Source organism: Microvirga sp. 2MCAF35 (assembly GCF_052115545.1).
GTDB lineage: Bacteria > Pseudomonadota > Alphaproteobacteria > Rhizobiales > Beijerinckiaceae > Microvirga.
The window spans coordinates 1-20,579 of sequence record NZ_JBFRGW010000047.1 but is presented as its reverse complement, the minus strand read 5'-3'; the positions used below and the strand labels follow the sequence as shown (position 1 = coordinate 20,579).

Genomic DNA, 20,579 nt, shown 5'->3' with positions numbered 1-20,579 from the left:
ATCTTGGCTCAGGCCTGCTGGATCGCCGAGACTTTCCAGGAACCGCCCTGATCGCGGCGGAAGGTCCAGAGTTCCATCGCCTCCTCGACCTTGTTCGGATCGCCCTCCACCACACGGCCGGTGGCCCTGTCGGTCATGACGTCGGTAATGCCGAAGCGCATGGCGACGGTCGCATAATCCGTGCCGCCCTCACGCCAGGCCTCAGACAGGTCGCCTTGGTTCAAGCGTACATTGGAGAGCTTGTTCACGACGCCGCGGGCCGCATTGTCGTTGAGCTCTTCCTGGATGTAGCCGGCCATCTCGGGCGTGGCGAGCTGCCAGAGCTTCGCGACGTCTTCCCGCGAATAGGCATCCTGCATCTCGACGAGACCACGCTCGAAGGCTGTATAATCGCCCTCGCTGATGCCGATCTCGTCGCGAACGCCCGGACGGGCTTGAGCCTGCTGGGGCCGGCCGCCGAGGGCACCACCCAGGGCGCTGCCGAGACCGCCGCCTAGGCCTGCGCCCAAGCCGCCGCTCATGGGCCGTCCGCCCGTCGGCGGCACGCTGCCGCCCGTGGAACGGGCATAGCCCTGCTCCGGGCCGGCATAGGCCGGCTCCTGGCGCCTGCGGAACCACTTCATGGCGAAGGAGACCAGCAGGACCACAAGGCCGATCTGAAGCAGGAGTCCGAAGATCGAGGCAAGACCGCCGAGGCCGCCGAAGAAGCCGTGACCGAACAGCATGCCGAGTAGGCCCGCGCCGAAGAGGCCGGCCATCAGGCCCGTGCCGAAGCCGAAGCGGCGCGGCTGCGCCACGTTCGGAGCCGGGGTGCCGGGCCGGGTCATGTTCGGACCCTGGTTCGGGATCTGCGAGCGCTGGATCGGGGCCGCCGCTTCAGGGGCCGTCCGGGTTGCCGGCGGGGGCGTATAGGTGCGCGCACCGCGCGAGCCGAAACTGCTCCGGCCGCCGACGCGAGCCTCGGCCGCACTTCCGGCAAGGATCAGGGCCGCCGCCAAGGCGACCATCACCCGACTGCGGCGAGAAGCAAATTTCATCATCGTCTTTGTTTTCCATCCCTCTGAAGCACGACGCTACTTACATCTCATGTGGTGATGGCTGAAGGATTTCGGAAGGGCTGGACCGTTTGATTTTGGCTGCCGTTGTCATCCTCGTGAAAGCAGAGGTGACAGCGGTAGCGCGTCGGCTTCAACGCCCCTGCTTCTGTTTCAGCTGATCGATCCGCTTCGAGGCCTCGGCCTTGTCGAGACCAGGGTCGAAAGCCTTTGGATCGTGCGCCTGTTCCGACAGGGTCTTCAGGTAGGATGCCTGGGCGCCAGTCATCGGCTCGTCACCGGAGACCCATTCGTCGGGGTTCTTGATCTGGTTATCGGAAGGATCAGGATGAACCTTCGGGTTATCTGCCTCTGCGGAAGATTTATGGTTAACCGCGGGGCGGCTCGTCGCTTTACCATGCGAAGACATGCGGGACTCCTATTGTTCTAGTTTTGTTCCGAAACGAGAACACTCTTGCAGAGCATTGGTTCCTCAGGGAAAGGCGGATTAACCCGGCCGATTATTCCCCGTTATCCACAGATTCCGGCCTCGACTCGCCGCCAAGCTTATGTTCTTGATTTGTTCATTCGTAAGCACAGGTGGCGAGGATGCGAAAACCGACCGGTCTGGAGCGGCTCTATGTCGACTTCGACTCCTTCTTCGCCAGCGCCGAGCAGCATCTTCAGCCGCATCTGCGCGGCAAGCCGGTGGGCGTGATCCCGGTCGATTCCGAGCACACGGGCCTTATCGCAGTCAGTCGTGAGGCGAAGGCCATGGGGCTCAAGCGCGGCACCCTCGTGCGCGACGCCCGCAGGCAATGCCCTGGCCTCGTTCTCGTAACGGCGCGGCACGAGCTTTATGTGCAATTGCACAAGGCCATCATCCAGGCCATTGAGACCGTCGTTCCGGTCAAGGCCGTCTGCTCCATCGACGAGATGCTCTGCGCGCTCCTGCCTGCGGAGTGGCCGCAGGCATTCCACGTCGGGCAGCGCGTCAAGGATGCCATCGCCACGTTAATCGGCCCTACCCTCACCTGTTCGGTCGGCCTCGGCCCCAACGACCTCCTGGCCAAGATCGCGGCCGAGATGGAGAAGCCCAATGGCCTCGTGGCCCTTCATCCTGACGATCTGCCGGTCCGCCTGCTTTCCCTCGAATTGACGGACATTCCAGGTATCGCCCGAGGCAATGCCGCCCGCCTTGCCCGTGCGGGCGTCGCCGACATGGAGGCCCTGTGGCGGCTCCAGCCGAAGGAACTGCGCCGGCTCTGGGGCAGCGTCGAGGGGGAGCGTCTCTGGATGGGGCTCCACGGCTATACGGTGGAGCGCCCCGAGACACGGCGGCGGATGTTCGGGCACGGACGCGTTCTCCCGGCGGATTGGCGCTCCCTGAACGGCGCCTATGCGGCAGCCCGCGTTCTCCTCGCCAAGGCGGCGGCCCGCATGCGCCGCGCCGGCTTCTCGGCCCGGGCGCTCGCCCTGTGGCTGACGGACAGGAACAGCGCCGGGTGGTACGGGGAGGAGCGCTTTCGGCCGACCTGGGACGACCCGTCCCTGCTGGCCTCCTTGAGCCGCTTGATCCTCCATGCGGAGCGCGAGGAGATGCACCGCAGCCGCAGCGTGCATGTTGCCCTGCACGATCTGGTGCCGTTGAGCGAGATCGAGGAGGACCTGTTCGACGACACGCCAGAGGCGCAGCTGAAGCGCCGGATGGAATATTTGTCGACCATCGCCGACCAGCTGAACGTCACCCACCGCAAGACCCTCCTGCACTGGGGCCCATGGGTCACGATCCCCGGCGGCTATGCGGGCGCGAAGATCGCCTTCAACCGCATTCCCGATGAGGCTGATTTTTGAGGGCCTTTGCCGTCATCACCGGGCTTGTCCCGGTGAGCCCGATGGTGGCAGGCGCAGCGCCTTTCGGATCGAGATGACCGGGACAGGGCCGGTGATGACGGGCGCCTGAATCTCGATCCTGTCATTCCCGAGTTGCTGCGGTTGTCGTTGAGGCAAGGTGCGTCGTGCTTCGTTCGGCGGCTCTGGGTCCCGGATCGGCGCTGACGCTCCGTCCGGGACGACGGCGGGGCTGATCCAATGATGTCAAAGAGCCAGCGCCTTCAGGCCCGGAGCCGGATGGCGCCGCGCCTGAAGGGCTCGAGGGAGGTGCGAGAGGCGCCCGGCTCGATGCTATGGAAGAGTGGAAGAGCCGGACGGCACCTCGCACGCGGGATTTTTAGGCGTTTCGACTTGGACCAGCACAGGGCCGCCAAGGGCCTCCTGCGCGCCGGCTGCGTGACCGGCGGGCAGGCCCGCTCTCCGCCCCGACACCTGTGACGCCTCGCGAAGCGCGCCCCTCGGCGGGCGGGGATGCCCAACGATATAGCTGAGCTTGAGCAGTCTGTCAAGAACAAAGTGAGAACATTACACTCACCTCTCCACGCCCACAGCGTCATGGCCGGCACAAGCCCGGCCATCCACGTCTTTGTAACGGGGCGGCTCCGAAGACCTGGATGGCCGGCACAAGGCCGGCCATGACGTGGAGGGGATGAAAATCGGCGCGCTCCCCTACTGAGCCCTCATCCTGAGGGGATTGCGCCAGCAATCCGTCTCAAAGGATGAGGGCGTTTCCAGAGACCACTGGACGATCCTTCGAGATGGTGCTTCGCACCTCCTCAGGATGAGGCCAGAGGGTGATGAGTTGGCCGCTCAGGATGAGGTGAGAGGGTGGCCAGAAAGACGGGGATGGTCATGACGTGGAAATGTGGGCCGGAAGAACCTCTGGAGTCCAAGTGCGGCGCCACGCCGGTGGACTTCAGCACCCCTCGCCGCCCGGCAGCGGTAAAACCCCTCACAAAAAATGCCCGGCACGAGGCCGGGCATGACGTGAAAGCGGATTGAGAGCCGGAAAGCCTCAGGCAGCCTTGCTCTTGGGCTGCACCTCGGCCGAGTAATCTTCCATCAGCACCTTGGTCATGTTGCCGGGCTGGAAGCGGTAGGGGCCGATCTCCGACACGGGCGTCACTTCCGCGGCCGTTCCGGTGATGAAGCACTCGTTGAAGCTCGGGAGTTCCTCCGGCATGATCCGGCGCTCCTCCACCCCGAAGCCGCGCCGCTTGGCGAGATCGATCACCGTGCGGCGGGTGATGCCGTCGAGGAAGCAATCGGCGATCGGCGTGTGAACGATGCCGTCGCGGATGAAGAAGACGTTGGCGCCCGTGCATTCGGCCACGCGGCCCTGCCAGTCGAGCATGAGCGCATCGGCATAGCCTTTCCGCTCCGCCTTATGCTTTGAGATGGTGCAGATCATGTAGAGACCTGCGGCCTTCGCGGCCGATGGGGCGGTAGCCGGATCGGGACGGCGGTATTCCGCCATGTCGATGCGGATGCCCTTCATCTTCTGGGCCGGGTCGAAATAGCTCGGCCATTCCCATGCGGCAATAGCGAGGTGGATCTTGTTGTCCTGAGCGGCCACGCCCATCATCTCCGAGCCGCGCCAGGCGACCGGGCGCAGGTAAGCGTCCTTCATCCCGTTCTTCTCCAGAACGAGGTGCTTGGCCGCGTCGATCTCGGCCACTGTGTAGGGGATCTCGAAATCGAGGATCTGGCCCGATTTCTTGAGACGCTCCGAATGCTCGGTCGACTTGAAGATCTCGCCGCCGTAGGCGCGCTCGCCCTCGAAGACGGAGGATCCGTAATGCAGTCCGTGCGAGAGCACGTGGAGCTTGGCATCCTTCCAGGGTACGATCTGCCCGTCGTACCAGATCCATCCATCACGTTGATCGAAGGGGGTCGCGGACATCGTTTTTCTCCTTGAATGCCGACCTTTGTGGCAACCGGGGCCGTGTAATTTCCGGTTTGCTCGCGGGCGATTTCAATTTCATTCATTTCGCCGAAGCGGCTTGACGAGTAACAATCGTCCTGAGATATGTCAACAAGGCTGACATAAAAATTGGGAACAGGATGGTGCCAGACGCAATTCCGGCCTTGAAGGCTCAGCAATCCGGCAAGGATGTTCTGGTCGAGCAGCCCGCCTACGACCTCATCGAACTGTTCTTCTTCGCCTATCGCGACTTCGTGAGCGATCCCGACAGGATCCTGGACGAGTACGGCTTCGGGCGGGCCCATCACCGGGTCCTCCACTTCGTCACCCGCCAGCCGGGCCTGACGATAGCGGAGCTTCTGGACATCCTGAGGATCACCAAGCAGAGCCTCAACAGGGTCCTGAAGGAACTTATCGAGAAGGATTTCATCGAGAGCCGCATGGGCACCTCCGACCGGCGGCAGCGACTGCTCTTCGCGACAGCCAAGGGCCACGATTTGGCCTTGAAGCTCGCCAAGCTGCAGACCCGCCGCATCATGCGGGCCCTGTCGGACATGGATCCGGAGGCCAAGGAAACGGTCAGCCGCTACCTTCTGCGCCTCATCGACCCGGACGACAGCGCCCATGTGAAGCAGCTCGTATTCGGTCTCAAAGAAACCTGATAAGCAGGGTCCGACAAAGCAGCTTGACGCCTGATGGATGCACGTATCGACATTCCCGACCATGCCCCGCACGTGCTCGTGGTGGATGACGACCGCCGCCTGCGCGACCTGCTGACCCGCTTCCTCACCGAGAACGGCTACCGGGTGACGGCGGCGAGCAGCGCGGCCGAGGCCCGGGCCAAGGCGGGAAATTTCGTGTTTGACGCCCTCGTGCTCGACGTGATGATGCCGGGGGAAACCGGGTTTGAATATGCACGAAGCCTGCGCGAGCATTCGCAGGTGCCGATCCTGATGCTCACGGCCCGGGCGGATGCGTCCGATCGGGTCACGGGGCTGGAGATCGGCGCTGACGATTATCTGCCCAAGCCCTTCGAGCCTCGGGAGCTTCTGCTGCGGCTCGGCAATATCCTCAAGCGCGCCCTGCCCTTACCGGGCGCACCGAGCAACGACGTGCCTGAGGTCATTCATTTCGGTCCGTTCTCTTATCGTTTCGACCGCGGCGAGCTGCGGCGCGGGGATGAGGTGGTGCGGATCACGGAGCGCGAGCGCGAGATCCTGACGATCCTCGGCAGCCATGCAGGCGACAACGTTCCGCGCGAAGCGCTCGCCGGCAACGGCATCGCGGCCAACGAGCGCACGGTGGACGTGCAGATCAATCGGCTGCGGCGCAAGATCGAGATTGATCCCGCCAATCCGATCTTCCTCCAGACCGTGCGCGGCATCGGCTATCGCCTCGTGATCGATCGATGAAGATCGGAGCGACCCTGCGCTATTCGCCTCTCGACCATGCCGCGCGCTGGTTCGGCCGTTTCCTGCCGAAGGGGCTTTACGCCCGTGCGCTCATCATCATCATCGCGCCCGTCATCCTGCTGCAATCCGTCGTCGCCTACGTGTTCATGGAGCGGCATTATCAACTCGTCACGCGGCGCCTGTCCTCGGCGGTGACGGCGGATATCTCGGCCCTCATCGACATCTACGAGAGCTACCCGCAGGATAAGGATGCAAGCACGTTGTCGCGCATCGCGTCGGAGCGCCTGCAGCTCGACGTGGACATCCTGCGCAACACCGATCTGCCGCCGCCGGGCCCAAAGCCCTTCTTCGACATTCTCGACGAAACCCTGACCGACGAGCTGCGGCGCCAGATCGACCGTCCATACTGGATCGATACGGTCGGCCGTTCGAGCTATGTGGAAATTCGCGTCAAGCTCGATCAGAACGATGTCATGCGAATTCTGGCGCGCCGCAGCCAGGCCTATGCGTCCAACTCGCATATCTTCCTCGTGTGGATGGGCGGCTCGTCCTTCGTGCTGCTCGGCATCGCGATCCTGTTCCTCCGCAACCAGATCAGGCCGATCCTGCGCCTTGCCGAGGCCGCCGAGGCCCTGGGAAAAGGACGCGAAATCGAGTTCCGTCCGCGTGGCGCCCGCGAGGTACGCCAGGCCGGACACGCCTTTCTGGAGATGAAGCGGCGCATCGAGCGCAACATCGAACAGCGCACCACCATGTTGAACGGCGTGAGCCACGACCTGCGCACCATACTCACGCGCTTCAAGCTCTCGCTCGTCTTCCTCGGCCAGACGCCGGAGGTGGAGGACCTCAAGCGCGACGTGGACGAGATGAGCCGCATGCTCGAAGGTTATCTCGCCTTCGCGCGCGGAGAGGGCGGAGATGCGGGCGAGCAGGCGGTCGCGACGGATCTGCGACAGCTCCTCGAAGAGGTTCAGTCCGATGCTGAACGGCAGGGCCATGTGACGGAACTCGACATCATCGGCGACCCGATAATCATCGTGCGCCCGGACGCTTTCCGTCGCCTCCTGTTCAATCTCGTGTCCAACGCGGCACGCCACGGCGACCGGATCGAGATCACCGCCAATCATGAAACGCGCTGGCTCATTCTGCATGTGGACGACGACGGGCCCGGCATCCCGGTCGAGATGCGCGAGGAAGTCTTCAAACCCTTCATGCGTCTGGACGAAGCGCGCAATCAGGACGAAGGGGGATCGGGCCTCGGCCTCGCCATCGCCCGCGACGTCGCCCGCTCCCATGGCGGCGACATCGTGCTGGGAGACAGCCCGCTCGGAGGCCTGCGCGCGACGGTGCGGCTGCCGGCCTGAGAATCGTCACGGCACTTTCCTGCAGTGCATTTCAGGCGCATTGTAGCCCCAGGTGATCGAAGCCACGCCCTGGTGCTCCCAGAAGCTTTCGTTGCGCCCCTGATAGCGCGCTCCGCTTCCCGATGGCTGAACAACCATCAGCGAGACGCTGTCGTCGCGCTCGGCAATCATTGTCGACGGGTCCGTCTTGAAAAACGTGACGACGACCTGTTTGCTCGGATCGCCGTCGCAGGCGAAGGCCACGGGGCCGATGCTGGGAACGAGACGGTAGAGCGCCTGGAGTTCCGCGATGCGCCGAACGTATTCCCCTTCCACGCACCCGCGTCTGTCGTCGCTTTTCCAGCAATCGTCGCGACCCTTGATCCAGCCGCGTTGCTCCGCCCGGAGCATAGGCGGACGCTCGTTTGCCGCCTTGCGGTCGGCTTGGGCATAAACATCCGCAAGCTTGCGGTCGAGCGCCGACAATCCGCTGTCCGTGCAGATCATTTTCGCGATGCTGCCAGTCTCGACCTTATCGCAGGAGAAGGATGGGTTCTGCGCCGATGCATCTTTGCATCCCAGGACGAGGACGATGCAGCCGGGAACGAACCCAGCAGCCTTCCGAAACGCACTCATCGGCACCTCCCGTCAGAAGCGCAGGCAAATAGCAGAAGGGTATTCGGTAGAGTTTAGTACAGCCTTCCGCCCACCGGCACGTCGCGATCCGGACGGATCAGCATGACGTCGCCGTTGGCATCGGGCACGCCGAGCGTCAGCACCTCCGACATGAACGGCCCGATCTGGCGCGGCGGAAAATTCACCACCGCCATCACCAGGGATCCCACGAGATCGTCCGGCGAATGGTTCACCGTGATCTGCGCCGAGGATCGCTTGGTGCCGATCTCCGGGCCGAAATCGATGGTGAGCTTGAACGCCGGCTTGCGCGCCTGTGGAAACGGCTCCACGGCCACGATCCGGCCGACACGTACGTCGATCTTCAGGAAATCGTCGAACGTGATGGGCGTCGCCGTCGAACTCACCTGATCCATCCTTGCCCCTGCCTGTCTTAAATGGCCGCCGCCGGATTCTGCGCGTCCCCGTTGCCGTCTTCGGTGCGGCGTGGCTCCGGGCGCGTCGGCCTGCGTCCCTGCAGCAGGGCGCGCCCGACGGCACGCAGAGGCGCGCTCAGGCGGCGCAGATCCTCGGCTCCTTCGAGGATGCGCTCGGCGCGGCGCAATTCGCGGTCGAGCCGCGCCATGGTCTTAGCGAGTGTCGGATCGTCGTCATCGAGCCATGTGCGCATGGTGTTGGCGTAAACCAGAACCGCGCCCTGGAGCTTCAGCTTTCCAAGCGGCCCTTCCGTATCGATGCCGGCGGCCGCGAGCATGAAGCGCTGAGAATTGAGGGAGACCTGATTGAGAGCGGCGAGAGACACGGGGTCGTATTGCAGATCCTGGAAGATCCGCCGCAGGGCCTGCTTGTAGGGCTCCAGGGCATCGAAGCGGCGCATCAGCACATCGAAGATGCGCTCACGAGCAGGCTCGCCCGCGAGATCGTCGGTCGTTCCCTCCAGCACCTGCCGGTCGATCTGGCGCGACAGGGCGCCGAGGACGGCGCCCTTCGAGGGGAAGAGATCGCGGAACTCGGCCAGCGACACATGGGCGGCTTTCGCCACATCGCCGATCTCGATCTCATGCCAGGGCCGCCGCGCGGCGAGATCCATGAGCGCCTCGACGATGGCTTTGCGCTTATCCGTGGGAACGTCAGCGGTCACGATCGGTCTCCTGAATATTGGCCGTTGAGACTTAATCTAGGGGCCGACCGCAGCAACCCCAAGGTTCGAGGGATGCTTCCACTGGCATGGAATCATCCCTCTTTCCTGCTTTGCCGCATTTTTTGACGGTGAACCGGATCCACTTCACCGAAAAATGCTCTAACCTGCGAGTTCCTCGGCACGCCGCTTGGCTGCCGCCACGGCCTCGCGCAGGAGCGCCTTCAGCCCGTTCGGATCGCGCATGAGCACTTCGAGTGCCGCCGCCGTGGTACCGCCGGGCGAAGTGACGTTCTGCCGGAGCGTGGCGGGCGGAAGTTCGCTTTGGAAAAGGAGTTCTCCCGCGCCGGTCACAGTCGCCCGCGCCAGGCGCTGTGCCAGATCCGGCGGGAGACCGGCAGCCGTTCCGGCCTCAGCCAGGCACTCGACCAAGTGGAACACATAGGCTGGACCCGAGCCTGAGAGTGCCGTGACCGCGTCGATCAGGTCTTCCGAAGGCAGCCATTCGACGATGCCGTTGCTGCTCAGAAGCGCATCGGCGGTCAGGCGCTGCCCCTCGCTCACCTTCTCGTTCACGGCAGCTCCGGTCGCCCCACGCCCGATGCTGGCGGGCAGGTTCGGCATGGCGCGCACGATGGCGCCGGCAGCCGGGAGCCTGGAGCGCAGATCGCCGATGGTCTTGCCGGCCAGGATCGAGATGATGAGGGTCTGCGGCCCGAGAAGGCCGTTCAGCGCAGGCGCGGCCTCGTCGAGCATCTGCGGCTTAATCGCCAGCACCAGCACGTCCGCCGCCGTCGGTTTGGCAGGGTTCAGGGCGATGCCCCTCTCGCGGCAGAAGCGGGTCATCTCCTCGGACGGGCGCGGGTCGACGACTGTAACGCCCTCAGGCCTCATGCCGACCTTGAGCCAGCCCTCCAACATGGAGCCGCCCATCTTGCCGGCGCCGACGAGGATGAGGGATGACGGCAGATGCGAAATGTTCGACGGCATGGGCTTGACCTGACAGGATGCAATGGCGAGGCCGCACTCTATTCACTGCTGCCCTGCGCTGTCGAGGCGAGTTCAGGCCTCGCCTTCGGTTTCGAACAGGACGGAATCGAGGGCCTCGCGGGCGGACTTGCCGGCCCAGATCACGAACTGGAAGGCCTGGAAATAGCGCTCGCAGGCCTCGACCGCGACCCGCAGCATGGTCTCGCATTGTCCGTCGGTCGGATCGGCTCCGCCCGCCAGCAGCAGGGCATGGCGGAACATCACCACGTTCTCCGTGCTCCAGAGATCGAAATGTCCGACCCAGAGCTGTTCGTTGACGGAGGAGATAAGCTGGAGCACCTCCTGGCGCCGCCGCTCGGGAACCTTGAGATCGAAGGCGCAGGCCATGTGCATAGCCTCCACGTCCTCGATCCAGGTGAAGGCGACGTCATAATCGGCCCAGCGGCCCGCGACGGAGATGGACATCTCGTCCGCCTCGGCCCGGTCGAAGATCCAGTGCCGCAGGGAAGCGAGCCGCTCGACCACATCTAAGGGATGTTCCGAGCGATCGATTTCAAGATGAATCTGCGACATGTCGATCCTGGATGCTCGATTAGCCGATAATGGTAAACATATCGGGCAACATGATTGCGTAGATTCGGGGACTATTCGAAAGAAGTACTCAGAATACCTTCGGTCTTCCGAGATCCCGCCGCCGCCGCCTCGAATCAGCGCATGAATCGACAGTCTTAGATTTCGGCTCTCGTCACAATGCGCGGGATTCACCTGTCCACAGCAGGAGACCCGCGTCAGGCGCAGGGCGGAATCCCGCGCGGATCAAGGCGTCGCGGGGTTCACGCCGGCCGTGGAAGCGATCTTCGCCTCGAGGTCCTTGACCCGGGCTTCGAGCCGCTCGTTCTCCTCGCGGGCAGCCACCACCATCTCGCGCAGAACCTCGACCTCTTCACGGGTGGCGACGTCCATGTCCTTGATCAGGCGCTCGAACTGGCTGCGGACCACGGTCTCGACCTCCCGCCGGACACCCTGGGCCGCCCCGGCGGCATCGGTGGCGAAGCGGGCGAGTTCATCGAAGATCCGGTTGGACGATTGGGTCATGGGAAAATCCACAGCGTTCGACGGGCCCTGAGCCCCTGGAAGCCAACACATGGGCGCATTTGCCACAAACTGCAACAGGGTTGACGACCTCCGCCCGGAGGGTCCAATGGCGACGTATTCGAACAAGGCCCGATCATGCCGCTCTCTTTTCCGCTTATCGATCCCGTGGCGATTTCCATCGGCCCCTTCGCGATCCGCTGGTATGCGCTGGCTTACGTGGCCGGCCTCCTGGGCGGCTGGTTCTATGCCAAACGCCTCGCGGCGAAGGCCGAACTCTGGGGAGGCTCGAAGCAGCCCAAGCCCATGGATGTGGACGATCTCATCGTGTGGGTGGCGCTCGGCGTCGTCCTGGGCGGCCGGATCGGATACGTGCTGTTCTACAATCTGGGCTCCTATCTGTCTCACCCGCTGGAAATTTTCGCGATCTGGCGCGGCGGCATGTCCTTCCACGGAGGCTTCCTGGGATCGGTGCTCGCCATCGTGCTCTTCGCCCGCTCGCGGGGGCTCAACCCGCTGGCCTTGCTCGACATGGCAGCGGTGGTCGTGCCCATCGGCCTGTTCTTCGGCCGCATCGCCAATTTCATCAACGGAGAGCTCTGGGGCCGTCCCGCGCCCGACTTTCCCTACGCGGTGGTCTTTCCCCATGCTGGCCCGGAGCCCCGGCATCCGAGCCAGCTCTACGAAGCCTTTGGCGAGGGCTTGATCCTGTTCCTCATCATGGCCTTCGCCGCGCGTCGCTTCGGCTTCCGTCGTCCCGGCCTCCTCGGAGGAATCTTCGTGTTGGGCTACGCCATCGCCCGCATCGTCTGCGAGTTCTTCCGCGAGCCTGACGCGCAGCTCGGATTCCTGTTCGGGTCATCCGTGCAGGCGCTCAGCGGCGGCATCACCATGGGCATGCTCCTGTCCGTTCCCATGGCGCTGGTCGGCATTGGCTTCATCGTCATGGCCGTGCGCGGCTATACCCGGCCCTCGAAGGCCGTCGAGGCCGCGTGAGCCCGCTGAAGGATACGTTACGCGAGACGATCGCCCTCGAGGGGCCGATCACGGTCGAGCGTTACATGAGCCTCTGCCTGAGGCACTATTACGGCACCCGCGACCCGCTGGGCTCCGCCGGGGACTTCACCACGGCCCCGGAGATCAGCCAGATGTTCGGGGAATTGATCGGCCTGTGGCTGCTGGATGTCTGGAACGGCATGGGACGCCCCACGGGCTGCCGACTCATTGAGCTTGGTCCGGGCCGAGGCACCCTGATGGCCGACCTGCTGCGTGCGACACGGCTCCTGCCCGACTTCAAGGCAGCCGCCACCGTGCATCTGGTCGAGACGAGCCAATCCTTGAGAAAGAAGCAGCAGGAGGCTCTCGCCGCCTCGGGCTTCTCTCTTCACTGGCACGACCGGATCGACGACGTGCCGCTTGGCCCTACCCTTCTCGTCGCGAACGAGTTCTTCGATGCCCTGCCTGTGCGACAGTTCGTCGGCACGGAGCGCGGGTGGTGCGAGCGGCTGGTGGGGCTTAAGGGCGAGCGCCTGATCTTCGGCCTGCGCCCGGAGCCGGAGCCTGCCCTTGGCACACCGTTGAAGCCCGGCGACATCCTCGAATGGTCGGGCGCTTCCATCGAGGTCATGAGCGAGCTTGCCGGACGGCTGGCGCGCGATGCGGGCGCGGCCCTGATCCTCGACTACGGCTATTGGGGCCCGGCCTTCGGCGACACGCTACAGGCACTCAAGGCGCACAAGCCCGTCGATCCTCTCGAGGAACCGGGGGAAGCGGATCTCACGACCCATGTGGATTTCCACCGCCTCGCCCAGGCTGCCGTCATGAAAGGCGCCAGGGCTCACGGCATCGTCACCCAGGGCGATTTCCTCCAGTCGCTCGGAATAGACGCCCGCGCCAACGCCTTGAAGGCACGGGCCACGCCCGCGCAGGCTGCCGCTATCGACCAGGCGCTTGCCCGCCTGACGGAGCGCGGGCCGACCGGCATGGGTGATCTGTTTAAGGTTTTGGCCGTTACACATGAGACCATCGAAGCCGTGCCCGGCTTGCCTGCCCTGTCTCCCTCGTCCTGAGATTGCGCCATGTTCATTCAAGCCCCTGCCCTTTCTTCGCGCCCCGGCATCCGCCACGCCTTCTTCACCCGCCAGGGCGGCACATCGGATGGGATCTATACCTCGCTCAACGGCGGCATCGGGTCGTCGGACGAGCCCGCGAAGGTGCAGGAGAACCGCCGTCGCATGACACAGATTCTGGGCATCGACCAGGACGCTCTGATCAGCGTTTATCAGGTCCATTCCCCCGATGTGGTATTCGTCGAGGGACCCTGGCAGGGCGAACGTCCCAAGGCCGATGCCATGGTGACGGCGACACCCGGCCTTGCGCTCGGGATCACCACGGCCGATTGCGGGCCGGTGCTGCTTGCGGACACCCAGGCACGCGTGATCGGAGCCGCTCATGCAGGCTGGCGCGGCGCCGTCACGGGCGTGCTCGAATCCACCATCGCGGCCATGGAGCGACTCGGCGCGCGGCGCGAGAACATCGTCGCCGTGCTCGGCCCAACGATCAGCCAGAAAGCTTATGAAGTCGGCCCGGACTTCATCCAGCGCTTCGCCAACGAGGCGGCCGGGCACGAGCGCTTCTTCAAGGATGCCGAGAGGTCGGACCATGCGATGTTCGACCTGCCGGGTTTCATCGGCGCACGTCTCGAAGCAGCGGGGATCGGTACATTCACCGATCTCGGGCTTTGCACCTATTCCGACGAGGAACGGTTCTTCAGCTATCGCCGCACCACCCATCGCAAGGAGCCGGATTACGGGCGCCTGATCTCCGCGATCACGCTCACTCCTTGATGCCGGCCACGTCGGGCGTTTCCCATGCGAGATGCTGGCCGCCATCGACGGCGATCATCTGGCCGGTGACGCTGCGGGCTTTCGCCAGATAGAGCACCGCATCGGCAATCTCGTCCGGCGTGCCGCCGTGCCCCAGCAGCACCGCCTCACTCTGCTTGGAAAAATCTTCGTCGCCCTGGCGCACGTTCGACAATGTCGGCCCGGGCCCGATGGCGTTGACGCGAATGCGCGGTGCGAGCGCCTGCGCCATGGTCTGCGTCGCGGTGAACAAGGCGGCCTTGGTGAGCGTGTAGGAGAAGAACTGCGGCGTCAGCTTCCACACGCGCTGATCGACGATGTTGACGATGCAGCCATTCTGATCGGCGGGAAGCTGATGGGCGAAATCACGGGCGAGAAATGCCGGTGCGCGCAGGTTGACGGCGAAATGCCGGTCCCACCTTTCCTGCGAGAGCGTCTCGACCTCATCGGGTTCGAACTCGGATGCATTGTTGACGAGCAGCGTCAGCGGGCCCAGCGCCCGGATCGCTTCGGGCACGAGGCGCTCGACCGCGTCACCATCGGCCAGATCGGCCTGCACGACGGCGGCCCGCCCACCCTGCTGTCGTATCCGCGCCGCCATCGCGTCCGCTTCATCGGTCGAGCGCCGGCAATGGATTGCCACCGCATAGCCGTCGTCGGCGAGCCGTTCGACGATCCGCCGCCCGATGCGCTGTGCACCGCCGGTCACGAGAGCGGCTTTGTTCATGATCAACCTCTTGAAATATAAGCACGTCACGGCGCTTCCGGCCGCCGGACAAGAAAATGACATTTTTTCGCTCGGCCGTCGAACCAATGGCCAAGCTGCGCGTTTAGGACTCCGGCGATAACGCAAGGGGAAACTCGCACATTGCCGCCACAATCCTGCCACGGTGGTCTTCGCCGCTGTGGTTGTCAGGTCACAGCCCTCGACCGGTTGTCGCTCTATAACAGGCCAGTGCTTGGCTTGGCCCAGAAGACCGGGTTGAGCTCGCATGACATCGATTAGGAAAGAGAAACCATGAAGAAAATTCTTCTCGCCAGCGTCGCTCTCTTCGGCTTTGCCGGAGCCGCTTCTGCTGCGGACCTTCCGCTCCGCGCTGCTCCCCCGGCTCCGATCATTGCTGCCGTTCCGGTCTTCACCTGGACCGGCTTCTACGTGGGTGCCCAAATCGGCTATGGCTGGAATGCCAACGACAACGATTTCGTTCTCCCGAACGGCTTCGTGGTGCAGAGCGGCGATTTCGGTGACAGCGGCGACGGCTTCCTGGCCGGTGTCCATGCTGGTTACAACTACCAGCTCGGCTCGTTCGTGGTCGGTATTGAAGGCGATGTCGAAGGCGTGTTCGGCGACGACAACGATGACGTGGTCATCATTGGCCCCGGTGGCGGCGTGTTCACGAACTACGGCTTCGCCGGCAACGCGCTCGACTGGCAGGGCTCGATCCGCGCTCGCGCCGGTTTCGCGTTCGACCGCGCTTTGGTCTACGCGACCGGTGGTTTCGCATTCGCTGGTGTCTCGGATGGTTTCGGCATCCTTGGCAACGACGACACGCTGACCGGTTGGACGCTGGGTGCTGGTGTCGAATATGCCTTCACCAACAACCTGACCGCCCGTCTGGAATACCGTTACACCAACTATGATGGTGGTGATAACTTCTTCAACAATGTCTCGCTCGGCAGCAACGACATTGAATTCCACACGGTCCGTGCTGGCCTCAGCTACAAGTTCAGCACCTACTAAGACCTGTCTTCTACAGAAACAGAAAAGGCCCGGTGGAAACACCGGGCCTTTTTGCTTTATGGGGTCACTCTCGTCTTGGCATAGGCCGGAACGCGGGCTTCGAAATCCGCGAGCCATGCGACGAGCTTAGGGTAGCTCTCGCGCCACCGCCCGCCGAAGCGGAGATCGAGGTAGCCCAGTGCGCAGGCGAGAGCGATCTGGCCGATATGCAGCGGCTGACCCGGCTCAGTGAGATGAGCCTCCGCATGGTCGAGGCCGCGGCGGACCTTGTCGGCCTGGTGCGAGACCCATTTCGGCTCGTGCCTGTCTTCAGAACGGAAGCGCCCCTCGTAGACCTGCAGCAGGGCCGCATCCATGATGCCGTCGGCGAGCGCCTGATCGCGCAGCGCCGAGAACCGCTCCGGGCCGTTCGGGATGACGCCGCCGCCGGCGAGATGATCGAGGTAATCGACGATCACGCGGGAATCGTAGAGCACGTCGCCGTTCTCCAGAATGAGCGCGGGAATCTTGCCGAGCGGGTTCTGCTGGCGGATGGAATCCTCAGGGTTGAGAGTATCCGCATCGACGATCCGAATGCGATCGGTCAGTCCGAGAATCGAGGCGGAGAGTTTGACCTTCCGGCCGAAGGGCGAGGCGGGCGAGGAGCGGAGAATGAGCATTGATGACCTCTGTTGCGAGAATGACAGGAGTCATGAACGCTCGAAACCTGCGCGGCAATTGGTTTTAAGCAGGGGGCCCGAAGGCTTCACAGCGATACGCGCCATAACCGCTGCGCGACAGGCGCTCCGCCAAGGCGGGCAGCAGCGTTTCCGCCTCCTGCTTCAGGGCCCAGGGCGGATTGATGACGAAGAGGCCGCTGCCGTTGAGCCGCGAGGGATCGCGCGGATCGTCCACATAGAGCTCGAGGCGAAGGCCGGGACGCGGGCATTCCTCGTGCAGGCGTTTCGCCACCGCGTCGACGGAACCGACATCCTTGATCGGATACCACCCCGCATAGATTCCGGTCTGCCATTTGTTCACGGCGGCGAGCAGCTCCGTCCCGAGCCGATCCAATTCGTTGGACTTCTCGTAGGGCGGATCGATGAGCACGAGACCGCGCTTCTCCTTGGGCGGGATCAGCGCATGCAGCGCCGTCCAGCCGTCGAGATGCATCACCTTGAGATTCGCGACTTCGTTGAAGGCGTCGCTCAGGACCGCGTAATCGGCCGGATGCAGCTCCACGAACACGCCGCGATCCTGACGCCGCAGAAGCTCGCGCACGATGGCGGGCGAGCCGGGATAGGCGGTCTCGCCATGGCGCGTCCGCACGTCGGCCACCACGCTCCGATAGGGCGCGAGGATCTCCTCCACGTCGGGAGCGAAGGCCTCGCCCAGCCGCCCGATTCCCTCGACCCACTCCCCCGTCCGCCCGGCCTCGTCGCCGGCAAGGTCGTAGAGCCCGATGCCCGCATGCGTGTCGATGACGCGCAGCGGCGTCTCCTTGCGCTGCAGGTAAACCAGGATGCGCACCAGGAGCGCGTGTTTCATGACGTCGGCGAAATTGCCGGCGTGAAAGGCATGTCGGTAATTCATGGTCGTCCTACGGCATCAGCTCGATGCCCTTCCCACTCATGCGCATCGGATCGATGCGCTATCTCACGGCTGGAACGGTGACCTCGCCCGCCCGGCACCCGTCGCGGTCGACCTCCGGGCATTGACGGAACCCGCGCAGATCCTTGGTCAGGCAGATGCGGACCTCCTGAAAGATCCGCCGTCCACAGGAAACCGAGATCATGTCGGGTCGCAAGCCCGGATTGGCATTGATGAAGGCGCGCTCGATCTCGCTCGGCAGCACCTTCGATCGGCTGTCCAGGCCGTTGAAACCGTCCGGGATGCGCACGAGTTCCCGCGCCTGGCGGACCGCGCGGAAATAGCCGCTCGGGCTTTCCCCCGTGCAGGTCCCATGCTTGCGCCATTGATAGCGTGCCAGGTTATCGTCCGGGAAGAGCTCCTTGGCGTCAGCCAGTGCCGACTGAGGAACGAAGCGGCCGCTGGGCTCGCAGAAGCTCGGATAGCCCTGCTCCCGTTGCGGCCACAGGCCGTGCGTCACGAAGCCGAGGCCGCTGCCAGTGTCGCATTGCCGGTTCCGGCTGCCGCTGCTCTCGCAGAAGCCGGGCGACCAGGACAGGGCCAGCACGTAGAAGTCGAACTGCCCCATCGGGGCGCCCCTCGCCTCCCGGAGGCCTTGGGCCGCGGAAGGGAGAACCGACACAAGAAAGGCACTCGCGAATGCGAGCCACCAGCGCAGGATCAAGGAGCCGCCTGCTTGCAGTGCGGTGCATAGGCGTAATCGCGGTCGAGGCCGTCGACGCAGGCTTCCGTGTTCCAGCCGATGCCGATGAAGCCCAGATCCTCACGGATCGAGAAGTTGATTCGGTGCCTGAAGCCGTCGGACACGACCACGGTGCCCGTGCAGTAGCGGCGGGGGATATAGTCGAGGCCCCAGGGACGCCAGGCGACTTCCTGCACGCGCTCGAAGGCGAGCAGTTGAAGGCCGGAATTCCAGAACCGGCCCTCCTTGTGCGAGAAACGCGAACTGATGTTCTGGAGCACCGCGGGATCGGCACAGGCCGGCAGCGTAGCATCGAAGGGCTCGTCCCGCCGTTCCGCGGGCGTGATCTCGCGCGCAAGCGCGGGTGCGCTCAACAGCATGCAGGAGATGATAGCCGCCAGCCACTTCATTGAAAATGCTCCACCAAGTCTTCAGACCGTGCACCCTCGACCATGTGGGCGGCGTTCGAGAAGGTCAAGATCCGGTTACGCTTTAATAGACGGCGTGGCTGTTGAGCATCATCGGCTGGCCGACGGAGCGTCCCTGCGTCCGGGGCGGAGCATAGGTCTGTTCGACCGGGCGTCCCATCGGCGGGAGGGGTGCCTGCGAGTACCCTTGGGGTGCCGAAAGCCTTGCGGGTCCGGCGTTCGGTCCCGGCAGGTCGGCCGCATAGCCGCCGGAGGACATTCGCGGCGCTGGACCGACCGGAGCGGCGATGGCCGGGGACGGTGGCGGCGGAGCCGGCGGGATATAGGCCTCGCCATCCGCAACGTCCTGCTCCAGATCGATGGGCGCCAGGTCGCCGGAGGACGCCGCGCTCTGGAGAACCTCGCGGCTGCGCTCGGGATCGATTCGCGGCTCGAACTTTAGGATCGGCTTGCAGATGCGCCGCTGTCCGCGGGGATCGTGCCGCGCAAGATCGATATGGATATGATTGTAATGGAACGGATCAGAGCCCGGCGCCAGGACCGTCGTGAAGTAGCGGCAAGCTCCGACAAAGCTCTCTCGCAGGAATTCCTGCTCGGACGGGTTGCCCCGCCAGCCCTTCTCGACATTGATCTCCCGACCATCCGCCAACACGAACGCCATGACGTCCATGGCGTTGCCGAAGGCGTGCTCGGAGACCTTGGCGCCCATCTGATTGTTGCGGGGGCGGCAGGAATAGGAGCCCGCCTTGATGTCGGCGAGCGGCACGCCGAGATACATCTGTGCGGCCGGCCTGACGATCTCGTCGAGCCAGGCATCGATCTGGGGAATGATCGGACAGGCCAGGGTGACCTTCGATTTCAACCCCACCGCACCGTTGTTGAAGGCCGCGACCTTGAACGGATAATCCATGCCGCAGGCACCCGGCCCGTCGATCTTGGAGCTGAGAGCCATGTAGGCGGAGGGCTGCACGAGATGCTGCGACAGACAGGCCTCCTCGGCCTGCGCACGCCAAGGCTCGCGCTGCTCGAAACGAAACAGCCCGCAACCGGTAAGCCCAAGCCCCACGAGCGAAAGGGCAACAAACGCAACTAACCCACGACGCATGGGCGCGAGACTCGCTCAAGGACGTAAACATCCCGTCAACGGAGAGACGCTTTCGTCGCGTTGCGCCGAAGCGAAACTCCCGGTCGGCGAACGACAATCACTCCTGGGTCTCGGCGGTGTCATCCCTGCGAAGGCGGGGATCCAAGAGCCACTGAGGCCTAGGAAGGGGGGCGCGACGTCCGGTGATGCTGGATCCCGGGTTCCGCGAATGCGCCCCCACCCTGACAACCCGTGAGAACTCTGCCCGTCATGCCCGCGCTTGCCGCGGGTATTCACGTCTTCTTCTGCGCGGTGGGATAAGACGTGGTGGCCGGAACGCGCCCGGCCATGACGCGGCGGGTGGATGTCGATGGATCCCTGTCAAAGAGCCAGCGGTTTGGGGCCCGCAGCTTGCGCTGCGAGCCTTTAGGGTTCGAGGGTGGCGCGTCGGGCCGTCCGGCTCGCTGTGAATGGTAAATGGAAGAGCCGGGAGGCCGCTTCGCGCACGGTTCTTTTAGGCGTTTCGACTTGGACCAGCACAGGGCTGCCAAGGGCCTCCTGGCGCCGGCTGCGTGACCGGCGGACAGGACCGTGCCTGCTCCCACAACTTGCGACGCCTCGCGAAGCGCGCCCCTCGTCGGATCAGGCTGTGCAACGATATAGCCAAGGTTGCAGCATCTGTCAAGAACAAA

23 protein-coding genes are annotated in these 20,579 nt (G+C 64.2%); 8 read left to right on the top strand and 15 right to left on the bottom strand.

Going from position 1 to position 20,579, the window contains the following annotated elements:
- Positions 1–8: 8 nt before the first annotated feature.
- Both AB4097_RS18835 and AB4097_RS18830 read right to left on the bottom strand, forming a co-directional pair.
- Positions 9–1,040, bottom strand: a complete 1,032-nt coding sequence (locus AB4097_RS18835; protein WP_442042350.1) for a Tim44 domain-containing protein — start codon at positions 1,038–1,040, stop codon at positions 9–11.
- 148 nt (positions 1,041–1,188) lie between these two features.
- A complete protein-coding gene (locus AB4097_RS18830; protein WP_442042348.1) occupies positions 1,189–1,464 on the bottom strand; it encodes a DUF3072 domain-containing protein in 276 nt (91 codons plus the stop codon).
- A 179-nt stretch (positions 1,465–1,643) separates the two neighbouring features.
- On the opposite strand from AB4097_RS18830, the gene AB4097_RS18825 reads away from it, so the two are divergent.
- A complete protein-coding gene (locus AB4097_RS18825) occupies positions 1,644–2,888 on the top strand; it encodes a Y-family DNA polymerase (RefSeq protein WP_442042346.1) in 1,245 nt (414 codons plus the stop codon).
- A 1,054-nt stretch (positions 2,889–3,942) separates the two neighbouring features.
- On the opposite strand, the gene AB4097_RS18820 is transcribed toward AB4097_RS18825, so the two are convergent.
- Positions 3,943–4,830: a branched-chain amino acid aminotransferase gene (locus AB4097_RS18820; RefSeq protein WP_442042344.1), complete on the bottom strand. Its 888-nt coding sequence runs from the start codon at positions 4,828–4,830 to the stop codon at positions 3,943–3,945.
- 161 nt (positions 4,831–4,991) lie between these two features.
- Here AB4097_RS18820 and AB4097_RS18815 point away from each other — a divergent pair, with 161 nt between their 5' ends.
- From AB4097_RS18815 to AB4097_RS18805, 3 genes are read left to right on the top strand one after another with little or no spacing between them, the layout of a single operon-like run.
- Positions 4,992–5,513 (top strand): MarR family winged helix-turn-helix transcriptional regulator, encoded by a 522-nt coding sequence (locus AB4097_RS18815; protein ID WP_442042342.1) that lies wholly within the window; start codon positions 4,992–4,994, stop codon positions 5,511–5,513.
- Between the two features lie 33 nt (positions 5,514–5,546).
- The gene (locus AB4097_RS18810) at positions 5,547–6,263 is read left to right on the top strand and encodes a response regulator (protein ID WP_442042340.1); all 717 of its coding nucleotides are present in this window, start codon (positions 5,547–5,549) and stop codon (positions 6,261–6,263) included.
- Positions 6,260–7,627 (top strand): ATP-binding protein, encoded by a 1,368-nt coding sequence (locus AB4097_RS18805; protein WP_442042338.1) that lies wholly within the window; start codon positions 6,260–6,262, stop codon positions 7,625–7,627. Before AB4097_RS18810 ends, AB4097_RS18805 begins: the two co-directional genes overlap by 4 nt.
- Before the next feature lie 6 nt (positions 7,628–7,633).
- On the opposite strand, the gene AB4097_RS18800 is transcribed toward AB4097_RS18805, so the two are convergent.
- The 6 genes from AB4097_RS18800 to AB4097_RS18775 form a co-directional block, all read right to left on the bottom strand.
- Positions 7,634–8,242: an MliC family protein gene (locus AB4097_RS18800; RefSeq protein ID WP_442042336.1), complete on the bottom strand. Its 609-nt coding sequence runs from the start codon at positions 8,240–8,242 to the stop codon at positions 7,634–7,636.
- Positions 8,243–8,295: 53 nt separating this feature from the next.
- On the bottom strand, positions 8,296–8,655 hold the full coding sequence (locus AB4097_RS18795) for a tRNA-binding protein (protein ID WP_442042334.1): 360 nt from the start codon (positions 8,653–8,655) through the stop codon (positions 8,296–8,298).
- Positions 8,656–8,672: 17 nt separating this feature from the next.
- A complete protein-coding gene (locus tag AB4097_RS18790; protein ID WP_442042374.1) occupies positions 8,673–9,329 on the bottom strand; it encodes a TetR/AcrR family transcriptional regulator in 657 nt (218 codons plus the stop codon).
- A gap of 210 nt (positions 9,330–9,539) precedes the next feature.
- A complete protein-coding gene (gene proC, locus AB4097_RS18785; RefSeq protein ID WP_442042332.1) occupies positions 9,540–10,367 on the bottom strand; it encodes a pyrroline-5-carboxylate reductase in 828 nt (275 codons plus the stop codon).
- A gap of 72 nt (positions 10,368–10,439) precedes the next feature.
- Complete coding sequence (locus tag AB4097_RS18780) at positions 10,440–10,940, bottom strand: YbjN domain-containing protein (RefSeq protein WP_009494597.1); 501 nt, start codon at positions 10,938–10,940, stop codon at positions 10,440–10,442.
- A gap of 243 nt (positions 10,941–11,183) precedes the next feature.
- Positions 11,184–11,462 (bottom strand): accessory factor UbiK family protein, encoded by a 279-nt coding sequence (locus AB4097_RS18775; protein WP_442042329.1) that lies wholly within the window; start codon positions 11,460–11,462, stop codon positions 11,184–11,186.
- A 135-nt stretch (positions 11,463–11,597) separates the two neighbouring features.
- Here AB4097_RS18775 and lgt point away from each other — a divergent pair, with 135 nt between their 5' ends.
- Genes lgt through pgeF form a run of 3 tightly spaced genes read left to right on the top strand, consistent with a single transcriptional unit; the run spans position 11,598 to position 14,305 of the window.
- Positions 11,598–12,455: a prolipoprotein diacylglyceryl transferase gene (lgt, locus tag AB4097_RS18770; RefSeq protein ID WP_442042327.1), complete on the top strand. Its 858-nt coding sequence runs from the start codon at positions 11,598–11,600 to the stop codon at positions 12,453–12,455.
- On the top strand, positions 12,452–13,528 hold the full coding sequence (locus tag AB4097_RS18765; protein WP_442042325.1) for a class I SAM-dependent methyltransferase: 1,077 nt from the start codon (positions 12,452–12,454) through the stop codon (positions 13,526–13,528). Before lgt ends, AB4097_RS18765 begins: the two co-directional genes overlap by 4 nt.
- Before the next feature lie 9 nt (positions 13,529–13,537).
- Positions 13,538–14,305, top strand: coding sequence for a peptidoglycan editing factor PgeF (pgeF, locus tag AB4097_RS18760; protein ID WP_442042323.1), 768 nt, complete (start codon positions 13,538–13,540; stop codon positions 14,303–14,305).
- Here pgeF and AB4097_RS18755 read toward each other — a convergent pair.
- The gene (locus AB4097_RS18755) at positions 14,295–15,050 is read right to left on the bottom strand and encodes an SDR family oxidoreductase (RefSeq protein WP_442042321.1); all 756 of its coding nucleotides are present in this window, start codon (positions 15,048–15,050) and stop codon (positions 14,295–14,297) included. The genes pgeF and AB4097_RS18755 overlap by 11 nt on opposite strands.
- A 291-nt stretch (positions 15,051–15,341) precedes the next feature.
- On the opposite strand from AB4097_RS18755, the gene AB4097_RS18750 reads away from it, so the two are divergent.
- Positions 15,342–16,064, top strand: coding sequence for an outer membrane protein (locus AB4097_RS18750; protein ID WP_442042319.1), 723 nt, complete (start codon positions 15,342–15,344; stop codon positions 16,062–16,064).
- Between the two features lie 56 nt (positions 16,065–16,120).
- Here the strand turns inward: AB4097_RS18750 and AB4097_RS18745 are convergent, their stop codons facing one another.
- The 5 genes from AB4097_RS18745 to AB4097_RS18725 all read right to left on the bottom strand — a co-directional run bounded on the left by AB4097_RS18745 (position 16,121) and on the right by AB4097_RS18725 (position 19,908).
- Complete coding sequence (locus tag AB4097_RS18745) at positions 16,121–16,723, bottom strand: glutathione S-transferase N-terminal domain-containing protein (protein ID WP_442042317.1); 603 nt, start codon at positions 16,721–16,723, stop codon at positions 16,121–16,123.
- 64 nt (positions 16,724–16,787) lie between these two features.
- Positions 16,788–17,636, bottom strand: coding sequence for a 23S rRNA (adenine(2030)-N(6))-methyltransferase RlmJ (locus tag AB4097_RS18740; protein WP_442042315.1), 849 nt, complete (start codon positions 17,634–17,636; stop codon positions 16,788–16,790).
- Between the two features lie 58 nt (positions 17,637–17,694).
- Positions 17,695–18,261 carry a ribonuclease T2 family protein gene (locus AB4097_RS18735; RefSeq protein WP_442042313.1) on the bottom strand — a complete coding sequence of 189 codons (567 nt, stop codon included), beginning with the start codon at positions 18,259–18,261 and terminating at the stop codon, positions 17,695–17,697.
- A gap of 92 nt (positions 18,262–18,353) precedes the next feature.
- Positions 18,354–18,785: a hypothetical protein gene (locus AB4097_RS18730; RefSeq protein WP_442042311.1), complete on the bottom strand. Its 432-nt coding sequence runs from the start codon at positions 18,783–18,785 to the stop codon at positions 18,354–18,356.
- Between the two features lie 82 nt (positions 18,786–18,867).
- The gene (locus AB4097_RS18725; protein WP_442042309.1) at positions 18,868–19,908 is read right to left on the bottom strand and encodes an extensin-like domain-containing protein; all 1,041 of its coding nucleotides are present in this window, start codon (positions 19,906–19,908) and stop codon (positions 18,868–18,870) included.
- Positions 19,909–20,579: the final 671 nt, after the last annotated feature.